Genomic DNA, 20,940 nt, shown 5'->3' on the forward strand with positions numbered 1-20,940 from the left:
AAGAGGAAGATGAGTAATGAACCACATTGGGTATTATGACGCTGTAGAAATATTAGGTTCCTTTAATGACAAACTTAATGAAATTCTAGAATTATTTAAGGGCCTTAAAGAATCCTCGGTTAACCCTTATGAACAAATAAGATTGATAAAAGAAAAGCTAAGGAACTATAAATCAGATATTGTTCTGGCTGTTAAATTGTTTACTAAAAATGATACAAATGAATATACACAAGACTATTTGCTCCCAGCTTTAAGTATTGCCCATGGTTTTTTGAGAGAACTAGGTGTGAATAGAGTGACGTTAAACAGCTACAATACTATTAATTCAATTCTGTTAAAGGTAAAGCATTATATCCAGCGCTACTATAATAATTTAATTAAAATCTAGCATCCTTAAAGGGTGCTTTTTCTTTTGCCTTTTATTCGGATAGGCGTTAAAGAAACGAAAGAAATCACCCAGTAGGGAGGAATTATTGTGATTAACAAATTGATGATGCAGGTTGTTTTACTTTGGAATTTAATGTTTGGTCAAAAGGTCGATCAGTCGCCTAAAAGAACTGAAGGAAAGTTATTACCGTTACAATTGCAGTTTTTCGCTGGGGGTGGAGAAGGTGATCCGCCACCTGTAGATCCACCGGGAGGAAATGAACCACCAGGTAACGACCCTCCGCCAACTGACCCACCAAAGACTTTTACGCAGGATGAATTAAACAATATCGCGGCAAAGGAAGCAAAAAAGGCACAAGAAAAGCTACTTAAGCAACTAGGTGTTGATGACTTCGCCAACGCAAAGGATGGAATGGCCAAGTTTAAAGAATGGCAGGAATCACAGAAAACAGAAGCGCAAAAGCAGGCTGAGAGATTAAAAGAGTTAGAGACTAACTTTTCGTCTACCAGCGAGGAAAACGGCATGCTAAAAGCACAAATCAGTGCTATGAAGGTTGGCGTTTTAGCTGAATCTATTGAGGACGTTGTAACACTTGCTAAAACAATGGTTAGTGAAGATTTGGATATGGATGCTGCCATCGCGAAGGTAGTAGAAAAGTATCCTCATTTTGCACAAATGAAGCAGGAAGAAGAACCAGGAGAAGTGAAGAAACCTTCTTTTTCTACTGGACAACATCAAAAGCAACAAACGTCTGAGCTAGATGCTTGGATGGAAGCATTTAAAAACTAGTCAACCCCTAAGCCCCTCAAGTGACGGGCTTTTTATTATGACCAAAAAGGAGAGAATAAACCATGGCATCAGTAAACTATGCTCAACAGTATTTACAAGCTTTACAACAACGTTTTACAAAAGGACTAAGTTTTAACGTATTATACAACTCACCTAACAACAAAAACATCAAATGGGTTAATGCTAAAACGATTCAAATTCCACTTATCTCTGTAGGAGGATTTGTCGACGTTAATCGTGATGTTGTGGGTAACTTTACCCGACGTGCTGACAACGATTGGGAGACTAAAACTTTACAACATGATCGTGAATTCAGGACTCTAATTGATCCGCAGGATGTAGATGAATCGAACCTTGCTCTTACAATCGCGAATATCACTCGTGTATTTAATGACGAAGAAAAGATTCCTGAAATGGACAAGTATATGGCTTCTAAGTTGTATTCCGAATACCTGGAGTATGGAGGAGATCCAGTAGAAGTGCAATTAACCGAGGAAAATGTCCTTAGTGTGTATGATGACATGATGGAACAAATGGATGAAGCAGAAGTGCCACAAGAAGACCGTATCCTTTACGCTACTCCAGCAGTTAAGAAAATCCTTAAGAATGCTGATAAAATTCAACGTACATTAGAAGCTCGCGGAGCAGATGCAGCTATTAACCGAAATGTACGATCTCTAGAAGAGGTAACTATTGTTACTGTACCTTCTAGCCGAATGAAAACAGTCTACAACTTTACTGATGGAGCAATCGCAGATTCGTCTGCTAAACAAATCAGCATGCTTTTAATCCATCCTGATGCATTATTATCGCCTCAGAAATATGACTTTGTTAGCTTGGATGCACCTTCTGCAGGTAGTGGTGGAAAATGGTTGTATTATGAGCGCAAATATTGGGATGTATTTGCAATTGAAAAGAAAGTACCTGGTATCCAAATTTGCGTTATGCCTGATGGAGTCGAAGAAGATTAATCACCCGAAAAGAGTTTTTCTCTTTTCGGATATGGGAGGTAAAGAAGTATGTCGAATGGATTGAAAATGAAGAAGAACAATCGGATTTTATATGTGGAACAGGGACGTGCTAAAGTGCTTTTAGCACAGGGGTATGATCAAGTTGATGAAAAAGGAAACATTGTTAAACGAGCAACAGGTGGGCGCTCTGTATCATTACCTGAGTACAATAAAGCTCTTGAAAGAATTAAAGAATTAGAGAATAACCCTGCTGATAAAGAGCTGGAAGAAGCTAAGAAAGAAATCAAAGCCTTAAAATCAGAGAATACAAAGTTGAAAAAGTCACTGGATGAAAAGAAGAGTGAGTAATCATGGCCTATATCGACTATGAATACTATTCTGCCAATTACAAAGGGACGTTAGTAGAAGTGGACCAGTTTGAAAGATTTGCAGAGCGAGCGAGTGATGTTGTTGATCAAGTCACTAGGTATGTACTGAAAAATATTGAGTTCGAGAGACTAGCTCAATTTATTCAGGATCAAGTTAAAAAAGCAACCGCAGCGCAAATTGAATTTTATGTGATTAACGGTGGGGATGCAGAAATAAATGCTGGGGCTGATTTTTCGAATTTTAGTCTAGGTAAGTTTCAGTACAGTAAAGGTGGAAGGTCACGGAATATTCAAGCTGATAGGATTTCTCCTTCTCTTTGGACGTATCTTGCTCCGACAGGTTTACTGTATGGAGGAGTGGACGTGATTCAAAGTTGATTATTCGCCCAATTCCCAAGCGCTTATTGATTCATACAATCGAATACGAGGAATTTGTAAGAGATGGCTCGTTTGGTGATGAACACGCACCAGTGGAGACCATCTCTTTTGTGTTGGTGCAGCCTAAGTCTGAATTAAAGCGAGATTCCAATGGTGAAGAGGTGCAAACAAAAGGGACTATCTTTTTGGATGCAGTGAACACGCCAAAATTTAAACCTTTAAAGGAAAAGTCGAAGATAAGATTTAAAGGCACGGATTACCGCGTTATTGCTTGCGAAGCACTTTATGCATTGAATCCTGATGTACCACATCATTATGAAGTGAGTGTTGTTTAATGAGCGTAAAAGTAAAGGTTGATCTATCAAAAGTCGCACCTACTGTCGCAACTGCTACAGTGGCAGCACAACCTATTATCGATCAACAAGTGTTAAACGATAGTAATTTCTATGCACCAGAGGATACAACTGAATTAAAAAACAGCGCAGTTCGCTCATCTCTAATTGGAAAAGGTCGTATCATTTGGAAAACACCTTATGCTAGAAGGTGGTATTATAGCAGTCCTATAAGAGGATTTTCCAAAGATAAAAACCCTAATGCTCAGGCTGCTTGGTTTCATAAGGCACAGGCCGTTCACGGCAAAGAGTGGGAGCAGGTAGCTCAGAAGGCGGTGAAAGCAGGTCTATGAGTGCTGAGAATATGGATTTTTTAGAGAATCTAGTTAATACGTTGGATAGTCAGGGGTATTATGCGAAAGTTGTCTCTCCTGTTTTAGCAAGTGGGAATAGTATTGCAGTAATGACCATGCCTAGTAACGATTATGATCATTATTTTGATGGGTCTTATAGGCAAGGTTTTGCCTTCCAGGTACTAACAAAGCACGAACATCAGCTTACGGCATATCACGCGCTTTTGAGTATCACCAATTTTTTGAAGAAGGTACCTGATATTGCTAGCAATAATGGCAGTTATCAATTTGAAGAAATGAAAATCTCAACCAGTCCTAATGGACTTGGAAAAGACGATAAGCACCATCTTTTCGCCGCACAATTCAGTGCGGCTTTATTTATTGAAAATAAGGAGTGATTTAGATGCCAGAAGAAACAGGCTTTTTAATGAACTATAAGAATAAATATTCCATTGATACTACTGGAGGTTCGGAGTCGCCGGTATGGGCTCCCTTAGCAGCTGGTATTAATAATGTCGAACCAGATTTTGCAGATGAAACGGATGACACAGCATATTTCGATGGCGAAGGGTTTTCGAATGAGGATGTGACTGGACTTAAAGCCTCCTTGTCGGTTTCAGGTCATCGTAAGTTAGGTGATGCAGCACAGGATTATATTGCCGGACTTGTTTTTAAGGTAGGAGAAGGAAGAAAAACGCAACTGAAATGGGAGCAACCAGGTGGAAAAACTATTACTGGATCAGTGACTATCTCTAATATCAAAACCACTGGTGGAGATGCTAATACTAAGGGAACATTCGAATTCACAGCCACGTTTAATGGTAAGCCAACAGTAACACCAACGCCCTAATGTTCCCGAAGACCCTGACGGTGAGGGAGACGAGGAAGAAGAGGATTAATAATACTTTGGAGGGATAAACCTTATATGGCGATTAAAATTCAGATTAATAAATCGGTAGAAGAATTTGATATAGCAGGAACTATCTATGAAATGGATATGAGCGATGAGGCTTTAAAAAAATACCGCAAAGAATGGGAAACATTTAACCTACAAGTTGCGGCATTAGAAAAGCTTCCAAATGATGAAGCAGCAGAACAAAAGGCAAAAGAGTTATTTATACAAGTATACGATCTATTTTTGGGACAAGGCTCCTTTGAAAAAATCTTTAATGCAACCGGCAAATCAAGCTGGTTAATGATTGATATTTTAAAGCAGATGATGGATGTCGTTAACATCAAATACACATCTTTAAAGGCTGAAAAGAAACAACAATATACGAAGCAAAAAAATCGTCACAACCACCGTAAGTAGGTGGTGAGGTGTTCACGTTAACTGAGAGATTAGAAGAAGAGATTGAGATTGATGGAGAAATCTATCCTCTTAGTCTCTTTTTTGATGTCGTTTTACGTTTTTATGACCTCATGGATGATGAGGAACTAGTTGATGAGGAAAAAATTGAAATAGCGTTTGAAATGTTCGTGGATACGGAAGAAGAGTTTGATTTCGAGACGATGTTTCATTCCGTACAAGCGATTGTTACCACCTTCATTCAGCCTAAAGAAGACGAAGACTCAAATAATGTAGGTTCCGGTAAAAAGCTATATGACCTAAAACAGGACGCTGAGTATATCTACGCTTCGTTTATGCAAGAGTATGGAATTGACCTGCTAGATCAGCAAGGTATTTTACGTTGGGAGAAATTCAAAGCCCTCCTTTCCGGACTAAGAGACAAGACCAAGTTTAAAGAAGTTGTCGGTATTCGTGCGACAGAGTTACCTTCCGGAAAAGGTATGGAAGATGAACGTAAACGGATCCGTGAGTTACAACGAATTTATGCTTTGAAGAAATCTCATAACGAGCAAGAAGCAGAGCTCGATGCCATGTTTAACGCCTTAGTAGCAGGAAGTAGGTGATGTTAAATGTCAGATGGCAGAGTTGAGATAGACGTCCATTTGAATGATAAGGACGTTAAAAAGCAAGTTGATAAGTTAGATAAGGATTTTAATAAATTAGGCAAAACCATGCCTAAAAGCTTTGATAAGAGCGCAAAAGAAGTTCAAAAACGAACCCGTGTAATGACCGGGGATGTTAGAAACGTTTTGGCAAAGTCTGAGAATGATGCTCTAAAGAGTGCGACGAACTTCGGTAGAAACTTGACTGTACCACTAGGACGTTCAAGTGAAGCGATTATTAAAGAGTTTCAACGGACTGGCCAAGGAATCTCCCAACCCATAGTAAGAGCAAGCTTAGAAAGCACTACTGCCTTTAAAAACATGGGGAATATGGGTAAAACAATGTCTGGCCGGATATTGGATGGCTACTCGCGTTTAGCTGGTGGAGCTAGCAGTTTTGCTACTGCAGCTATGACCTCTGCAGGTAATGTAAACAGAGCACTGCAGGGTATCAGTCCTACAGTGATTAAAGTATCAGATACCATTGGAAGTTCTGTCCAAAGAGGGATAACGGCACCCTTTCAGTCTGCTATTGGAGTGGTGCAACAATATGGAACATTAATAGGTATCCTTAGCGGGGCGTCTTTAATTAGTTCAGGTATCAATCGTTTATCAGCTATCGAAGATGCGAGAATAGCCCTGAAAGTCATGTTAGGTGATATTACTAAAGTAGACAAGTTTATGGAGGATGTGCTTGCATTTGCAAAGACAACTCCATTTGCTTTTCCGCAGTTAGCAACTGCAGCTAAAAATATGGTCGCCTTTGGGATGGATACGGAAAAGGTAATACCGACTCTCCAAGCGATTGGGGATGCAGCTGCAGCAAGTGGTAAAGGAGCAGAAGGATTAGACCAAATCACCGCAGCGTTTGGTGATATGCAGTTATCCGGAAAGCTCTCGTTAGACCAAGTAAACCGCCTTACAGCCAATGGTGTTAACGCTCTAGCTATCTTGGCCAACAAGTCAGAGATGTCTATTGATGACATGAGAAAAGCTATTTCCTCTGGTGCGATTGACTCTAAAGAAGCAATCGACATGCTAGTTGACGGTATCCAAAACGGGACCAATGGGATAGCAGGAGAAACCAAGAAAATGGTCGGCGTGATGGAGGAGATGAAAGACTCCTGGCGCGGATCTGTGGATAGTTTAAAGTCATCTATCAGTTCGACTATGGCGACAATCATGGAGCCAGCAATGCCTCATATTCGAAAGTTTATGGGTTGGTTTGGAGATCAATTCAAAAAGCTTCCCGATGTAATTAACGGGACGGTAAAAATGCTTAAGCCTGCATTTGATCAATTGCTTCCTGTATTTAAAGAAGTGGGAACTGCAATCTCTCAAACTATTATTCCAGCTATAAAGAATATGATTCCAATAGTAGAACCCGTAATAGCAGCGATAGTCCTAGCATTTAAAGCTTTAGGTGAAATAATCGTTAACGTAGTGGCTCCTGCGTTTAAAGTAGTTGGTGATTTTGCGAAAGAAAACACTACACTGCTACAAGCCCTGGTGGTTGGAATTATGGCGGCAGTGAGTACAATTTACCTTCTAGGTAAAACAATTGCCGTGATAAATACTGTAAAAGCTGCATTACTAGCATTTAAATCAGCAACTACCGTAATTAAAGGATTAAGAGCCGCAATGATAGCTCTAAACATGTCTTTTCTTGCAAATCCAATAGTACTTATAATCGGGTTAATTGTCGCAGCTATAGCAGCAGCGGCTTTTTTAATTTATAAGTACTGGGATGAGATAAAAGCGTTCTTTATCGATACCTGGGAAATCATCAAAGTAGCATCATTAGCGGTCTGGGAAGCGCTGAAAATAGCGTGGGCTGCAACGGTAGAGTGGTTTAAGGGATTGTGGCAAACCGTTGCTGTTTTCTTTTCCGATTTGTGGATTTCAATCGTGTCGATATGGAACTTCTTTATTGCTAGAATCAAAGAAATCTTTGCACCATTAATTGAATTTTTTATGAGTGTGTGGACCAACATATCCCAAACAGCCATGAATATTTGGAATAACTTTATTACCATGGTATCAACAATATGGGAAAACTTAGTTACGATTGGTAGTGCCTATTGGGACTTGCTAAAGAACGTCATTCTTGGAGCTGTTCTACTAATAATAGATTTGGTAACAGGAGATTTTAAGGGATTCGCTATTCACTTGTCTCAGATCTGGACAAATATTAAAGAGGCCGGAAAGAAAATATGGGACTCTTTGGTTAATATCATAAAGGCATTAATCACAGGATTTATAAGTGTTGCAGTTAACTTGTGGAATGGGTTAAAGAACCATTTTGTAATTGTAACGACCACTATCAGTAAAACCTTGTCTAGTATTTGGCAGGGTTTAAAAAGTAGCATTGTATCAATTATTTCAAGTCTTGCCATTTGGGCAGTTACGACCTGGAACAACTTAAAAACATCTGTGATAAACGTCATAAAGAATTTAATAACTGATGCTATCAACAATTGGAATTCCTTGAAAAACAAAACAAAAGAAATCATTCTACAAGTGGCAGGTTTTATCGTTGATCCACTCGGAGATATCGATTTAAAACAAATTGGGAAAGACATTATACAAGGATTAATAACTGGAATTGTCAGCAAGGTTAAAGCAGTATCGGATGCGATAAAAGAAGTAACTGGTGCCATTACAGGTAAAATCAAGAGCATTTTACAAATTAAATCACCCTCACAATGGATGAGGGATCAGGTCGGAAAAATGATGATGGACGGCTGGACAATCGGTATTGATCGTGAAAAATCATCAATCCTCGATAAATCAGAAGAAGCCACCGAATGGATGAAACCGAAGATTCCTGTTGTAAGTAAGTTTGTGGAAAGCATTAAAGGAAGAGGTCCATCTTTCAAACATGTTGTTCCAGATAGTGCGGTAAAGGGTCATTCCAACACTAACTTTAAACGACAAACAAGCGAACAAGATTCATCGATAAGTAAACTAGTAAATGCAATTGAAAGACTAGCTTCAAGGCCAATAAAAGTTGGAATTGATGGACATGAATTTATCGATGCAACAATTGATGGATTTGAGACTGCATTACAATTTAAACAGGCGAGGAAGGACTTGTTTTAGGGGGTGATTATTTGAGAATTTATTTTAATGGGGTAACAAAAAGTTATGTCCGTGCGTTAAGGGGCATTGAAAGACCTTCCTGGGCCCCTATTGAACATGAAATTATAGAAGTTACTGGTCGAAGTGGTGGTATTACTACTGCTAAAAAGAAATTAGTAAGAGTTATTTATGTACCAATCGAGGTAAGAGGAGTAGATTCTTTTAATCTACAAAAAGCTAAGGAGGACTTGGCTGCTTGGCTGATTAAGGACAATCCATGCCCTTTAGTTTTTCCAGATGAACCGGATCGAGTATATTTTGCTGAGGTAACTGGAGAATTAAACCTAGAAGAAATTTTGGAGCGAGGAAAAGGTATCCTTACTTTTATTTGTACGGATCCTTATAAGTATGGGACTACCAATAATTACGAAAAGCCAGCAACAACCGGCGATGTCAATACACTAGTGATGCGTAATCCAGGCACGGTTGAATCTTATCCAGAGTTTACTTTTATCGCTAAGAAGCAAATGACCTTTTTGGATATTATAGCTGAGGATGCTTACATGAGGATTGGTCGTCCTGTATCTGTGGAGGAGACAATTGTTAACCCTGCAGAGTTGATTCTAGAGGATTCCATGAGCACTTTAGTAGGATGGACCACTGCATCACAAATAGATGGAGGGGTTAGAGCTGGTAGTTTTCAGGCTAACAGCGAAGGTTTTAGTGTTAGTAGCTTCGGCTCTGGCTCGAACTGGCATGGTCCTTCTCTACAAAAATCTATTTCTCAAACACTAAAAAACTTTCAAGTAGAGATGGTTTGCTCTATCTATTCCAATAGCGTAAGAGATGTAGGAAGAATCGAGTTGTATCTAGTAGATCCAAGCGGTAATCATATTGGAAAACTATCGATGAAAGATGTGTTACAAGGTGATATTAGGAACGACACTGAGGTTAGAATTGGACAATTAGTAACTGGAACATATCTATTAAACGGAACGCCTGAGGATAATCTCTGGCGTTCTTTTTATGGGCTTTTACGTCTTACAAGGATTGATGGTGTGTGGAGTGCTTATGTCGCTAAGATTGATGGTAAACATGTAGGACCTATGCAGGCTACTCACATTGATACGTTGATTAATACGGATTTAGCTGCGTTACAAGTCCACATTGGAGTGAATGGTACTGCAAGTCCGTCCGTCATGAAGATTCATAAATTAAAAGTTTTTAAGCGAAACGTCATAACGGAAAACGTTGTGCCAATCATCGCTAATGCTGGAGACGAGATAACCATTAATCATAAGACAAACGAGATAAGAATCAACGGCGAGGACATGAAAAAGCGCAAGGATTTTGGAGGGAGATTCTTTCCTTTAAAGCCAGGTGATAATGCGCTTGTGATATCGCCAGGTGATGCAGTAGATATAAATTCAAAAGTAAGGGGGGCTTACCATTAGTCAGATACATTTTTTAGACCATCAAACAGACGAGATATTAGATGTACTCGAGAACAAAATTGGAGCCCCCACCTTTTGGCATGATGATCACAAAGAGAGCATAAAGAATGAGGAAACATTTGATTTTACCATGTCTGCTGATGTGTCTGCAGCTGCTCATGCATCCAAACGAAATCGAGTGATTATCCCAGATGACGATGGTCTTTTAAGAGAGTTTATTATTTTACAATCTCATCAATTTAGCAATAGAACAAAGAAAGTAAAAACGATAGCTTCTTACACAGAATTACGAAAGCAAAAGCTAATTGTGCCAACTGTCCTAGATTCACAAACCGTAAACACATCCATGGATTGGGGATTAGACGGTACTGAGTGGCAAAGAGGTATCACCGAATACGCTGGTATTCGAAAGGTAAATATCGATACACACAAAGATGCTTTTCAGGTCTTAAAGCAATTAGCTAGTTTATTTGATTTAGAGCTTCGTTTTAGAGTGGAGCACGACGGTAATCAAATTATTGGCCGTTATGTGGACATGGTAAAAAAGCGCGGTGAGGACACCAAAAAGGAAATTGAATTAGGTAAGGATCTCATAGGAGTAGAACGTATCGAGCAACAAGATATCGTTACTGCTCTTATTGTATTGGGACCAGAAAGAGATGATGGTACCAGATTAACCGTCACTGTGGAAGATGAAGATGCTCGCCAACGTTGGGGTAGAAAAGGAAAACATCTGTGGGCTTACTACGAACCACAAACGGAAGAAGAGGATATTACCATAGAGCGCCTTACTCAATTAGGTAGACAACAACTCGACAAGATGATTAACACTGCAGTTGAGTATATCGTTACAGTTGTGGCTCTTGAGCACATTTTTGGTCTTTCTCACGAAAAGGTAAGGCTTGGAGATAACAATCGAGTAAAAGATACGTCCTTTAGTCCTCCACTTTATTTGGATGCTAGGATCATAGAGTTACGTAGGTCCATCTCGGATAAAACTAAGCGCAATTATGTCTTAGGTGACTTTATCGAGTATTCGGAAGAAGACATCATGAAGACGTTTAAGCAGTTGCAGATTCTTTACGGTACCAGAGTCATTAAAAGTCCCACGGAACCATCCAATCCAAAACAAGGCATGATATGGATTGATACTAGCGGACCACTAAATGTCATGTACACATGGAATTCTGCCACAAAAAGTTGGGAGAAAAATACTCCAACGTCTGCTGAAGAAGTTGGTGCTTATGATAAAGAGACCGTGGATCAAAAGGATGAGAGTGTTTACCAGGACTCCACGATCTATGCGGACCAGGTATCTGAAAATGCTAAGGAAGAAGCTATCCAGACTGCCCAAGAGTTTACAGAGTCAATTAAGCAAAGGATAGAAGAGGAATTACGAATTACTGCCGAATTAACCGAGGTAGCTATTGCTCAAGCCGAAAGAGATGCAAAGGAATTTACAGAAGGTTTAGCAACGCAATTGGAGATTGAAGTGAAGGCACACGCGAACGCGGTAGCTATAACAGAAGCATTGGCAGCTAAGGAAGCTGCTGAATTTGTAGCAAAAGCCTTTGCCACCACTCAAGCGGAGTTAAAAGCAAACGAAGCAAAGCAAGTTGCCATAAATGCAGCGGCTTTGGATGCTAAACAAAAAGCGGATGCGGCTGAACTTGCAGCAAAGAACTTTGCAGCTTCCCAAATAACAAATGCAGAGAATAATGCTAAGGCACATGCAGAGAGCCAAGCACAGGCGGCTAAAGTCGCAGCACAAGTTTTTACAGAATCTTATGCTGAAAAAGCTATGCACGTAGGAAATTCTGCACCACCCGATACCACTAAATTTTGGCTAGATACTTCTACAACCGTAGCCGTATTGAAAAAATACGTAAGTGGTTCATGGAAAAAGGCAACTCCTACTGCAGCAAGTGAGGTAGGGGCAGAAACGCCAACAGGTGCACAGACAAAGGCTAATACTGCCCAAGCAAATGCTATTAGTGCAGCAGCAGCGGATGCCTTAGCAAAAGCAAATAAAGCATTCGCAGATGCTAAAACTCACGCGGATAGTGTTGCATCTAGCGCAGAGCAAGCAGCTAAGACTCACTCTAATAACGTATCTTCTATCGTAGAAGCGGCAGCAAAGGCACATGCAGATGCAGTTGCAGCATCGGCTATCAGTACAGCAGCTATTGATGCTTTAAATAAAGCAAATATTGCAAAGGCAGAAGCGATAGCAACGGCAAAGACGGAAGCCCAAGCCTTAGCTAATGCGGCGAAATCAGCAGCAGAGGCGGCGGCTAAGACTCATACTGACAGTGTTTCAGCTACAGTCGAAGCAACGGCGAAAGCTTACGCGGAACAACAGGCGCAGGCTAGCGTGGGTGAATTGGAAATCGGTGTACGGAACTATTTACTTCAATCAAAAGAAGAAAAGTCCACAAATAATTTATTACATTACGAGATAAACAGGGGTGAGATGGAACAGTTTGTTGGCTCACAGTTTACTATCTCTTTCCTTGTTAAAGCCAATAACGGAAGTCGTAACGTAGACTTTTACTTACGAGACAGTGCGGCAATTAGTGGTACTCAATCTGGACGATTTTTAATAGGTGGGGTATACGAGTTAGTAACCTTTACGTTCACCCTACCTAACACCAAAAACCTCAACCCCTTAACTTTTAGCGTCCGAAGTAATTCTACGATAAATGTAGGAATGACAGGTACAAGCGTGACGGTTAAGAACGTTAAACTAGAAAAAGGGACGAAAGCAACGGACTACGACGAAGCACCAGAAGACGTCCAAGAATACGCAAGCGACGCCTCTAATCTCATTAAAGGTATTCTTGCAGCGGAGCGTTTATACGGGACTACGATTGATGGAAATCAAGCGAATATTATCAACGTCAACGCAGGTAATGTTAATACGGGGACGCTTAATGCTTCTTTAGTTTCTGTTATAAATCTTAATGCAAGTAACATTACAACTGGGACGCTCAATGCTTCTCGTATTGCAGCTAATAGCATTACGTCTACTCACATTAATGTAACTAACTTGGCTGCTATTAGCGCCAATCTTGGAACTGTAACGGCTGGAACTATCAATGCGTCTCAAGTCACCATCACAAACCTGAATGCAAGTAATATTACATCTGGTACATTGAGCGCTTCTAGAATCGGCGCCAACACAATTACTTCCACACATATTAACGTTACTAATCTTGCGGCGATCAGCGCGAACTTGGGTACGGTAACGGCAGGGACGATTAACGCATCTCAAGTCACAATTACTAATTTAAATGCGAGTAATATTACGACGGGTACGTTAAGCGCGGCAAGAGTTCGTATAGGTGCAGGTACTACTTTCGATAATGGGTACGACCCGTCTAAAATAGAAGTATATTCCTTACGTGCTCGCGCTTATTCTCAAAGAAATACACCCGACACTAAACCTACTGGAATTATTAATGAAAATGGAGTAGACATAACGGGACTAAATGGACATACGGGTAATGATAGGTCTTACACGCTTGCGGTTTACGATAGAAATACACGCAACTGGATAAGTTCTACTCGTTATGATGTGTACACATCACCAGCCAACGCAACGGCTTTAGCAGAAGCGCTTAATGCGTTAGATAGAACTAAACTAGTAATATTAATAGGAGCACATGCGCCTAGAGAAAACAGAACAACAAACGGACTTCCAGAAGCAATCTATAGATGTGGAGGTTCTAAGGAAATTTTCGAGGACACGAACTGGACAGGACAACCCTGCTACATTCTAGTAGGTATTCCGGGTATGGGTGAAGGTTCGGGGAAAGAAGTATTCGTAGAAGCGTCCGTTGGAGTTATAGAAGAACAACTAATAATAAGTAACGGCGAAGTGGCATTTGGCGCCAAAACTATAAACTCGTATGCATTAGCAAGTAACGCAAATAATTTAGTCACCGGTTGGAAATACGGTAACACCACGCTAATAGACGGCGGTAACATCTACGCAAATACCGTTACAGCTAATGCAATCAACGTAGCTAATCTCGCAGCTATATCAGCTAATCTAGGCTCTATTACGGCAGGTACTATTGACGCTTCTAAAGTCTCGATAAACAATCTATCAGCGAGCATTATCCAAACAGGTATACTCGATGCTTCACTAGTTACGGTAAATAAGCTTAATGCGAGTAACATTACGACAGGTACTTTAAGTGCGGACAGGCTTGCGGCTAACTCCATTACGACTACTCATATTAATGTCACTAATTTAGCTTCTATTTCTGCAAATTTAGGGACGATTACAGCAGGAACGATTAACGCAGCTACTGTTACTATTAACAATCTAAATGCTACTAATATCACTAGCGGAACGCTTAATGCGGCTAGAATTGGAGCAAATACCATAACAAGTACCCACATTAATGTCACAAACTTGGCTGCTATTAGCGCCAATCTCGGAACCGTTACTGCAGGTACGATCAATGCGTCTCAAGTCACCATCACAAACCTAAATGCAAGTAATATATCAACTGGGACGTTAAGCGCAGATAGACTTGCGGCTAATTCCATTACAAGCACCCATATTACTGTTAGTAATCTAGCATCAATCAGCGCCAATCTAGGTACAGTAACTGCAGGTACGATTAATGCGTCACAAGTTACCATTACAAACCTTAATGCTAGTAATATATCAACTGGCACACTTAATGCTGCCAGAATCGCTGCCAATACGATTACGAGTACGCATATTAGCGTAACTAACCTTGCAGCAATTAGCGCAAACCTTGGGACCATAACAGCAGGGACTTTACGTACTGTGACTCTTGATGCAGCAACAGGAACTTTTAGTGGTTCTTTGGAATCAAGATATATAGATGTCCGTAATCCTAATTTCAGTCAAACTGGCGCACCACAATTACGCTTTCAATCGGGTGTAAATACAACGCATGACAGTAATATTGTCATACAACCGACTAATGACGGCACAGGTCTTAACATGTGGAAAACAAATACTACATTCGGCAATCTGTTGCCAATCACCCTGAAGCTATATAGCGGTACTTTAGAATCGAACAATGTTGAAACATTTACATCAAAGAGTGATAGAGTACAAGGACGTTCCGTAGCGGATAGATTTAATCTAGGTACTGGAAATGTACAAGTGGATGCAGCGTCTAACAATCTACAATTCTTAGTACCAAACCAATTCTCTATTAGCATCGAGGGCACTCAAGCAATCTATGCCGACCGAAACGTCGCTGCTGGTTGGTCACGATTTAAAGTCGGTCGTGTATTCCTAAAAGGTTCAGACCCTTCCACATCAGCACAAGTGTTAGAGGTGCGTAACAACGCGGATAACGGATGGACAGAGATAAAAGCCTTATCCTTTACTCCAATGTCTAATTTAGAACTAAAGAAAAATGTAGAGCATTACCAAGAGGATGCTCTGCATGAGGTATTAACAACCCCGGTATTTAAATACAATTACCTGAATGATGTTGATGGTCTGGACCGTAAAAAGGTCGGTATTGCAGTACAATATGCGCCAGTAGATATAGTGGATATACAGGGAAAGGGAATAGATTTATACGGAATGACTTCCTTGCTGTGGAGAGCATTCCAGCAGCATGTAGAGCAACAAAATGCAAAGATTAAACAATTAGAAGAAGAAATTGAATTACTAAAATCAGCTTAGCAGACTAGGAGATACCTGGTCTGCTTTTATTATGGGAGGAAAAGAACATGATAGTAAAAATCAAGTATGAATACGTTGGAGAATTAACCGACTTTTTATTTAATTTATCTTTGAAAGGAAAGAAATCTCGTCATCGCACACGCTTAGTTAACCTTTTGCTAGATAAGCATAAACAAATTGCAGAGGAAGAAATGGCTATCATCAAAGAGTTTGCTGGAACGGATAAAGACGGAGAGCCGAAACGTAAAGAGAATGGAAATCTCGACATCAAAAATGTGAAGGAATTCAAAAAGCAACAAGAGGAATTATTTAGAGAAGAATTTGTGATTGAAGGTGGTGATCACCACGGAATGCTCAAGACCGTAAAAGAGATTATCTTTGATTACGACGAAGAAATTAGCGGCAGACAAGCTGTAGTGTATGACCATCTATACGAAGCTTTTGAAAATGCAAATGAAAAGGAAGGGGAGTAATCTTATGAAACTAAAAATCCAAATCACATCTGTTAATCCGAGATATACGCCAGAGGGAGAGCTAGAAAACGTCCAAGTACACTTTATTAGCCATGATGATTCCAGGACTATCAACATTAATGGATACCTACCTTTGTCACCTGAAGAGTACCAGGGGAACGAATCTTTAACTGCACTTGGCACAATTGTAAAAGAAAATCTAGCAGATAGATTAACTGCAGAATAAATAGAAGGAGCTCACAGTCAATGGCTGTGGGCTTTTATTATGGGGAGGAAGAACCTGCGAAGTAGCAAAAAATTTAATTAGATAAATATAGAATTATTTGTAGGAATTTCCTCCTATTTGTCGAATAACATTAAGACTGAGGGTGAAAAGAGGGGGAGCAATATGAGTTACTTAATTTTTATTGATACGAATGTTGTGCATAACGATTTTTTCTTTAAAAGTAGTGCTATAAAGAAATTATTGAAGTTTACTAACCACGAGCCAATTACACTTTGCATTACTGAATTTAACTATCACGAAATTTTAAAAAAATATAGAGATAACGTCCGGCCGGTTCTAAAAGAAATCAGAGCAGTTAGGAACAGCGTAAGCAAAAAAATAGAAGAATTAGGGATAGAAAACACACTTGATCTTAACTTGGAGATGTTAAGAGCTGAAAAGCATGTTGAAAGATATAGACAATTCTTAGATAAGACTATCGAAGATAATCTCATACAAATAGTTGGCTATCCAACTGGAGAAAATGTTGTAAGCCATATTTCAGAGAAATACTTCAATGGAATTAAACCTTTTGGAGAGAATAAATTATCTTTTCAAGATGCTATATTTTGGCAAAGTATTGTTGAATATTGCGAAAAAGAAAATCCAGAGACAATAGTATTCATTTCAAATAATACTAAAGATTTTGCCGATATGAGTAAACAAAAAATTCATGAAGACCTAGTAGATGATATTAGCGGACTTCTTTTTTACAATTCAGTTGGGTCATTTCTTGAACATGAAGAAGATAATCTACATGAATACTTCATTGATAATTATGAATACGATAAAAACCTGTTAGAAAAAGAATTAATAAACTATTTTGACGGAAATTCTTCATTGTATTATACGATTAATGACCTTCTAATGAATTCCCAGTTTGAAGGAGAATATTTTAGCGGGTGGGGAACCGACGGTTATATTAATGGGATGGACTTCGAGATACTTGAAGTAACTTTGGATATAGAAGAGAACGAATTGCTAATTTCATTTGGTGTAGAATTAGATGTTAGTTTTAGTATAGAGACAATAGATCCAACTTTCGAAAGAGGTGATATTGGAGATGGAATGATCTCGGAAAGTAGCAATGCACAAATTTATCTAACTGGAGACATAACATATTCTCTTGACGAAGTTGAAATGACCGATTATGTAGAGAAAGAAATAGATTTTCTGTAGCATCTATCTCAAGTTAAGAAGTAAGAACTTGAAAAACACTAAAAGATAAAATGAGAGCCCACAGATTATTCTGTGGGCTCTCATTGTTAGGGGGTCAAAGCCATTGGAGGCGACGAACATGAATCACTATGATAAAGACATTGTTGAAATGAAGGGTGATATTAAAACCCTTCAAAAAGAAATGGTTGAAGTGAAAAGCAAAGGTTTTATACATGATGAGCAAATCAACTCCATTAATCGTTCTCTAGATAAGATAGAAGACAATACGAGATGGATTAGACGGACCATCACAGGAGCTCTTATTACAGCGATTTGCACCGGAATAATCGGTGGGGCAATCGCTATTTTTTATGCCGTTTTACAACAATAAAGGAGGAAAAAATATGAAAAACTTTGACAAAGGTACTGTCATTCGGACGGTGCTTCTTTTTATTGCGCTAATTAACCAAACATTAATCATGGTAGGCAAGCCTGTGCTCCCAATTGAGGATGGACAAGTCACAAGCCTTATAGAAGCCGCATACTATATAGTGTCCCTACTCTTTACTATTGTTACTGCATTGATCGCCTGGTTTAAAAATAACTATATTACATCAAAAGGCGATCAGCAGAAGGAAGCTCTACAAGCACAAGGCTTATTAAAAACTAAAAGTAAGAGCCTAAAATAGAAAGGTGGACAAGACTTATGAAGATAGTCATTGATGCAGGGCATGGTCCACAAACAGCCGGGAAAAGGTCTCCAGATAACACCATGCTCGAATTTCATTTTAATAGTGTAGTAGCTAGTTATGTTACCCAAGAGTTATTGACCTATGAAAATGTGCAAGTGCTGCATACGCATGAGAGTAATCGTGACGTTCCATTAACGGAGCGTACGAATAAGGCTAATGCCTGGAACGCTGATGTGTTAGTTTCCATCCACGCGAACGCCTATGGCAGTGGTGGGTTTAATAACGTAAGAGGGATTGAGACGTTTAGCTGGAACGGTAACTCACCAAATGGGGATAGACTTGCAGCAGAGATCCAGAAACAAATGATGTCTTTTACCAAACATCCTAAAAACAGAGGTCACAAAAGAGCTGATTTCCACATGCTTCGGGAATTTAATCGCGCAGCAGCCTTGGTCGAATGTGGCTTCATGACAAATCAGGAGGATCTAGCATTACTAAAGTCAGATGCATACCGAAGAACATGCGCTCGTGCTATTGTGGCTGGCATAGTTGCTTACGGTAATTTAAAAAAGAAACCAATTACAATACCGGTACCACCTAAACCTGTACCACCAAAGGAGGAACCATTTATGTTAAATCAAGCTATTGTAATCAACTCATTTGCTGATTACCCAAATGCAGAAGCATTAGCCAACCGTTTAAATTGTCCAATCTTCACTCGTAACGTAGCATGGGGCAAGCAAGTAGCCAAAGAATTATTTGTAGTCGGAGGAACAACCGATGATTTAAAGGCAGATAAATTTGTAGTTTTGTCTGGAAGAGATCGCTTCGAGACTGCAGCCAATGTTAAAAATTATTTAGGGTAAGAAATGTAGAAAATTGTAATTTGTAGGAAGGTTTTTCCTCTGATTAGTAGAAGTATTTCCTTATAAAATCTAATTAGAGGAGTGAGTAAATGAAGATTCAATGCGGATATTGTCACAAACCATTGCAAGAGACAGATTATCTGGTTATGGACACTTTCAATGGATTAAAACACGTAAGCTGTTACACTGGGATTTTAGCGATAAAAGATAAAGGTCCATTTTGGTATTTGAAAAATAAGTATTATTTTTTAAATGATTTATAAAAAAAGAGCCCTCAAAATATGAGGGCTTATTAATAGTTATTACATTATCATGGTTATCTTTTAGTTGTTTTAATTTAACTATTTGACCTTTTTTGGAATTTGAAGACTTCCAAATACAGCATAGGAAAAACCATTAGTACGAATATTACGAAACTAATTATATGTCCTAAAATATTTTTGTCAGTGGCTACGTATTTAGAAAGAATATAGACTACGGTAGTTGCGATTGCAAAATAAATAAGATACCTTAGATACTTCAACTTGATTTCCCCTTCATTATTTAGTTATATCTATCCAATCATTATTCGGGTACCAATCTAGTAAGTCAATAGAATGAGCAATACCATAACCAAAATCAAGGTAATTAAGGGCGAAAGTTACAGCACTGCTCATAACAGTAGCAATAGCTACACCTCTTACTTGTTTAATTTGTAATTTTAAGGCGGCTGCTGTAGCTACTCTTGATAATTCTTTATGTGCTACATTTTTTCCTTTCTTTTTTATAAAATTCTTAATAGCAGAAAATCCGCCACCAACAACTCCACCAACAAGAGTATTAATTGCGGCAGCAGTAAAATAAACACCAACTCTAACTTTCCCTTTTTTCTGGTTAGAAGCATGTACTTTTTCTGCCCCAAAAACAAATTTGTTAATACTTGTAAATACAACGCTGCTTTCTGATTCAACTTTTTCTATATAATTCTCAATTAATTCCTCTTGGGCAGCTTCAAGATCGCTGAATGTTTCTGATGAACTATCAAACAAGTTTATTAGGGATTCTTCTAATAATTCAACCTCTTCAGTACCGGAAGTGGCTGCTACTTCTTGAATAATCTTTAAAAAAGTTTCTTTTTCATCATCATCCATATTGAAAATATCCAAATTTTCTACAGCAGCTTCGAAATCAAAGTCATCACGTAATATTTCTTCATTAAACTCATCGAAACCCTCTTCTACATTAATTCCTAATTCTATAAGTTCACTTTCGGTCAATCTTTCAAACTCTGTAATAGTAATTCCGTCTAACTGAGATTCCCCACCAAAGAAATGAGAATCAAAATCTTCTGTAGGATTAGATGAATTTGCAAGAGCAAAAAAGGGTTGTCCAATTGTAGAAAATAGAAAGATAAAAATAGTAAAAATAATTATTTTTGGTGCAAGTTTGTTTTTCATATTATTATTCCTCTCTATAATTGTTTTTTTAATCCGAATTATCTTCGCTTTGGAAATATACTATTATTTATTGATTATGTAACTTTAGGAAAATATTAGTATATTTATTTAAAGTATAAGTACAAATCCCTTTATAAAGTTTCTTCCTCCTTAAAATAGTTAATTTAACCTAGGCAAAAAGCTCTTTTTTATAACATTTTATTCCTTATTTGTTAATTAACAATTAGTAGACTACCATATAATTGAATACTTTAGCATTGAATATTCCTAGAAGAATATAATTATTTTGAACTATTA

Annotated in this window: 21 protein-coding genes; 20 read left to right on the forward strand and 1 reads right to left on the reverse strand. The window is 38.7% G+C overall.

Going from position 1 to position 20,940, the window contains the following annotated elements; genetic code table 11:
- Positions 1-16: 16 nt before the first annotated feature.
- The 20 genes from BK580_RS04225 to BK580_RS04315 all read left to right on the forward strand — a co-directional run bounded on the left by BK580_RS04225 (position 17) and on the right by BK580_RS04315 (position 19,207).
- The gene (locus BK580_RS04225) at positions 17-388 is read left to right on the forward strand and encodes a hypothetical protein (RefSeq protein WP_078379153.1); all 372 of its coding nucleotides are present in this window, start codon (positions 17-19) and stop codon (positions 386-388) included.
- An 87-nt stretch (positions 389-475) separates the two neighbouring features.
- Positions 476-1,177, forward strand: coding sequence for a hypothetical protein (locus BK580_RS04230; protein ID WP_235863991.1), 702 nt, complete (start codon positions 476-478; stop codon positions 1,175-1,177).
- Between the two features lie 62 nt (positions 1,178-1,239).
- Complete coding sequence (locus BK580_RS04235; RefSeq protein ID WP_078379154.1) at positions 1,240-2,148, forward strand: capsid protein; 909 nt, start codon at positions 1,240-1,242, stop codon at positions 2,146-2,148.
- 48 nt (positions 2,149-2,196) lie between these two features.
- Entirely contained in the window at positions 2,197-2,496 is a 300-nt protein-coding gene (locus BK580_RS04240; protein WP_078379155.1) for a hypothetical protein, read from the forward strand.
- A gap of 2 nt (positions 2,497-2,498) precedes the next feature.
- Complete coding sequence (locus tag BK580_RS23285; protein ID WP_139364838.1) at positions 2,499-2,894, forward strand: head-tail connector protein; 396 nt, start codon at positions 2,499-2,501, stop codon at positions 2,892-2,894.
- Positions 2,891-3,229 (forward strand): putative minor capsid protein, encoded by a 339-nt coding sequence (locus tag BK580_RS04245; RefSeq protein ID WP_169864807.1) that lies wholly within the window; start codon positions 2,891-2,893, stop codon positions 3,227-3,229. Before BK580_RS23285 ends, BK580_RS04245 begins: the two co-directional genes overlap by 4 nt.
- Positions 3,229-3,579 (forward strand): minor capsid protein, encoded by a 351-nt coding sequence (locus BK580_RS04250; RefSeq protein ID WP_078379157.1) that lies wholly within the window; start codon positions 3,229-3,231, stop codon positions 3,577-3,579. Before BK580_RS04245 ends, BK580_RS04250 begins: the two co-directional genes overlap by 1 nt.
- Positions 3,576-3,977 (forward strand): hypothetical protein, encoded by a 402-nt coding sequence (locus tag BK580_RS04255; RefSeq protein ID WP_078379158.1) that lies wholly within the window; start codon positions 3,576-3,578, stop codon positions 3,975-3,977. The genes BK580_RS04250 and BK580_RS04255 overlap by 4 nt, the downstream gene beginning before the upstream one ends.
- Positions 3,978-3,982: 5 nt before the next feature.
- Positions 3,983-4,429 (forward strand): phage tail tube protein, encoded by a 447-nt coding sequence (locus BK580_RS04260; protein WP_078379159.1) that lies wholly within the window; start codon positions 3,983-3,985, stop codon positions 4,427-4,429.
- A 75-nt stretch (positions 4,430-4,504) separates the two neighbouring features.
- Positions 4,505-4,891 (forward strand): hypothetical protein, encoded by a 387-nt coding sequence (locus BK580_RS04265; RefSeq protein WP_078379160.1) that lies wholly within the window; start codon positions 4,505-4,507, stop codon positions 4,889-4,891.
- Between the two features lie 8 nt (positions 4,892-4,899).
- Positions 4,900-5,493 carry a Gp15 family bacteriophage protein gene (locus tag BK580_RS04270; RefSeq protein WP_078379161.1) on the forward strand — a complete coding sequence of 198 codons (594 nt, stop codon included), beginning with the start codon at positions 4,900-4,902 and terminating at the stop codon, positions 5,491-5,493.
- A gap of 6 nt (positions 5,494-5,499) precedes the next feature.
- Positions 5,500-8,634 (forward strand): tape measure protein, encoded by a 3,135-nt coding sequence (locus tag BK580_RS04275; RefSeq protein ID WP_078379162.1) that lies wholly within the window; start codon positions 5,500-5,502, stop codon positions 8,632-8,634.
- 11 nt (positions 8,635-8,645) lie between these two features.
- Positions 8,646-10,067, forward strand: a complete 1,422-nt coding sequence (locus BK580_RS04280; protein ID WP_078379163.1) for a distal tail protein Dit — start codon at positions 8,646-8,648, stop codon at positions 10,065-10,067.
- Between the two features lie 100 nt (positions 10,068-10,167).
- The gene (locus tag BK580_RS04285; RefSeq protein ID WP_268877449.1) at positions 10,168-15,753 is read left to right on the forward strand and encodes a phage tail spike protein; all 5,586 of its coding nucleotides are present in this window, start codon (positions 10,168-10,170) and stop codon (positions 15,751-15,753) included.
- Between the two features lie 47 nt (positions 15,754-15,800).
- Positions 15,801-16,226 carry a DUF1617 family protein gene (locus tag BK580_RS04290; protein ID WP_078379165.1) on the forward strand — a complete coding sequence of 142 codons (426 nt, stop codon included), beginning with the start codon at positions 15,801-15,803 and terminating at the stop codon, positions 16,224-16,226.
- 4 nt (positions 16,227-16,230) lie between these two features.
- Entirely contained in the window at positions 16,231-16,452 is a 222-nt protein-coding gene (locus tag BK580_RS04295; protein WP_078379166.1) for a hypothetical protein, read from the forward strand.
- 162 nt (positions 16,453-16,614) lie between these two features.
- Positions 16,615-17,670, forward strand: a complete 1,056-nt coding sequence (locus tag BK580_RS04300; RefSeq protein WP_078379167.1) for a PIN domain-containing protein — start codon at positions 16,615-16,617, stop codon at positions 17,668-17,670.
- A gap of 118 nt (positions 17,671-17,788) precedes the next feature.
- A complete protein-coding gene (locus tag BK580_RS04305) occupies positions 17,789-18,040 on the forward strand; it encodes a hemolysin XhlA family protein (protein ID WP_078379168.1) in 252 nt (83 codons plus the stop codon).
- A 13-nt stretch (positions 18,041-18,053) separates the two neighbouring features.
- Complete coding sequence (locus tag BK580_RS04310; protein ID WP_078379169.1) at positions 18,054-18,338, forward strand: phage holin; 285 nt, start codon at positions 18,054-18,056, stop codon at positions 18,336-18,338.
- A gap of 17 nt (positions 18,339-18,355) precedes the next feature.
- Positions 18,356-19,207 carry an N-acetylmuramoyl-L-alanine amidase family protein gene (locus BK580_RS04315; protein ID WP_078379170.1) on the forward strand — a complete coding sequence of 284 codons (852 nt, stop codon included), beginning with the start codon at positions 18,356-18,358 and terminating at the stop codon, positions 19,205-19,207.
- 539 nt (positions 19,208-19,746) lie between these two features.
- Here BK580_RS04315 and BK580_RS04325 read toward each other — a convergent pair.
- The gene (locus BK580_RS04325) at positions 19,747-20,643 is read right to left on the reverse strand and encodes a hypothetical protein (RefSeq protein WP_078379172.1); all 897 of its coding nucleotides are present in this window, start codon (positions 20,641-20,643) and stop codon (positions 19,747-19,749) included.
- Positions 20,644-20,940 lie beyond the last annotated feature (297 nt).

Origin of the sequence: Sutcliffiella halmapala, from assembly GCF_002019665.1 — a bacterium.
GTDB classification, from domain to species: Bacteria; Bacillota; Bacilli; order Bacillales; family Bacillaceae_I; genus Sutcliffiella_A; species Sutcliffiella_A halmapala.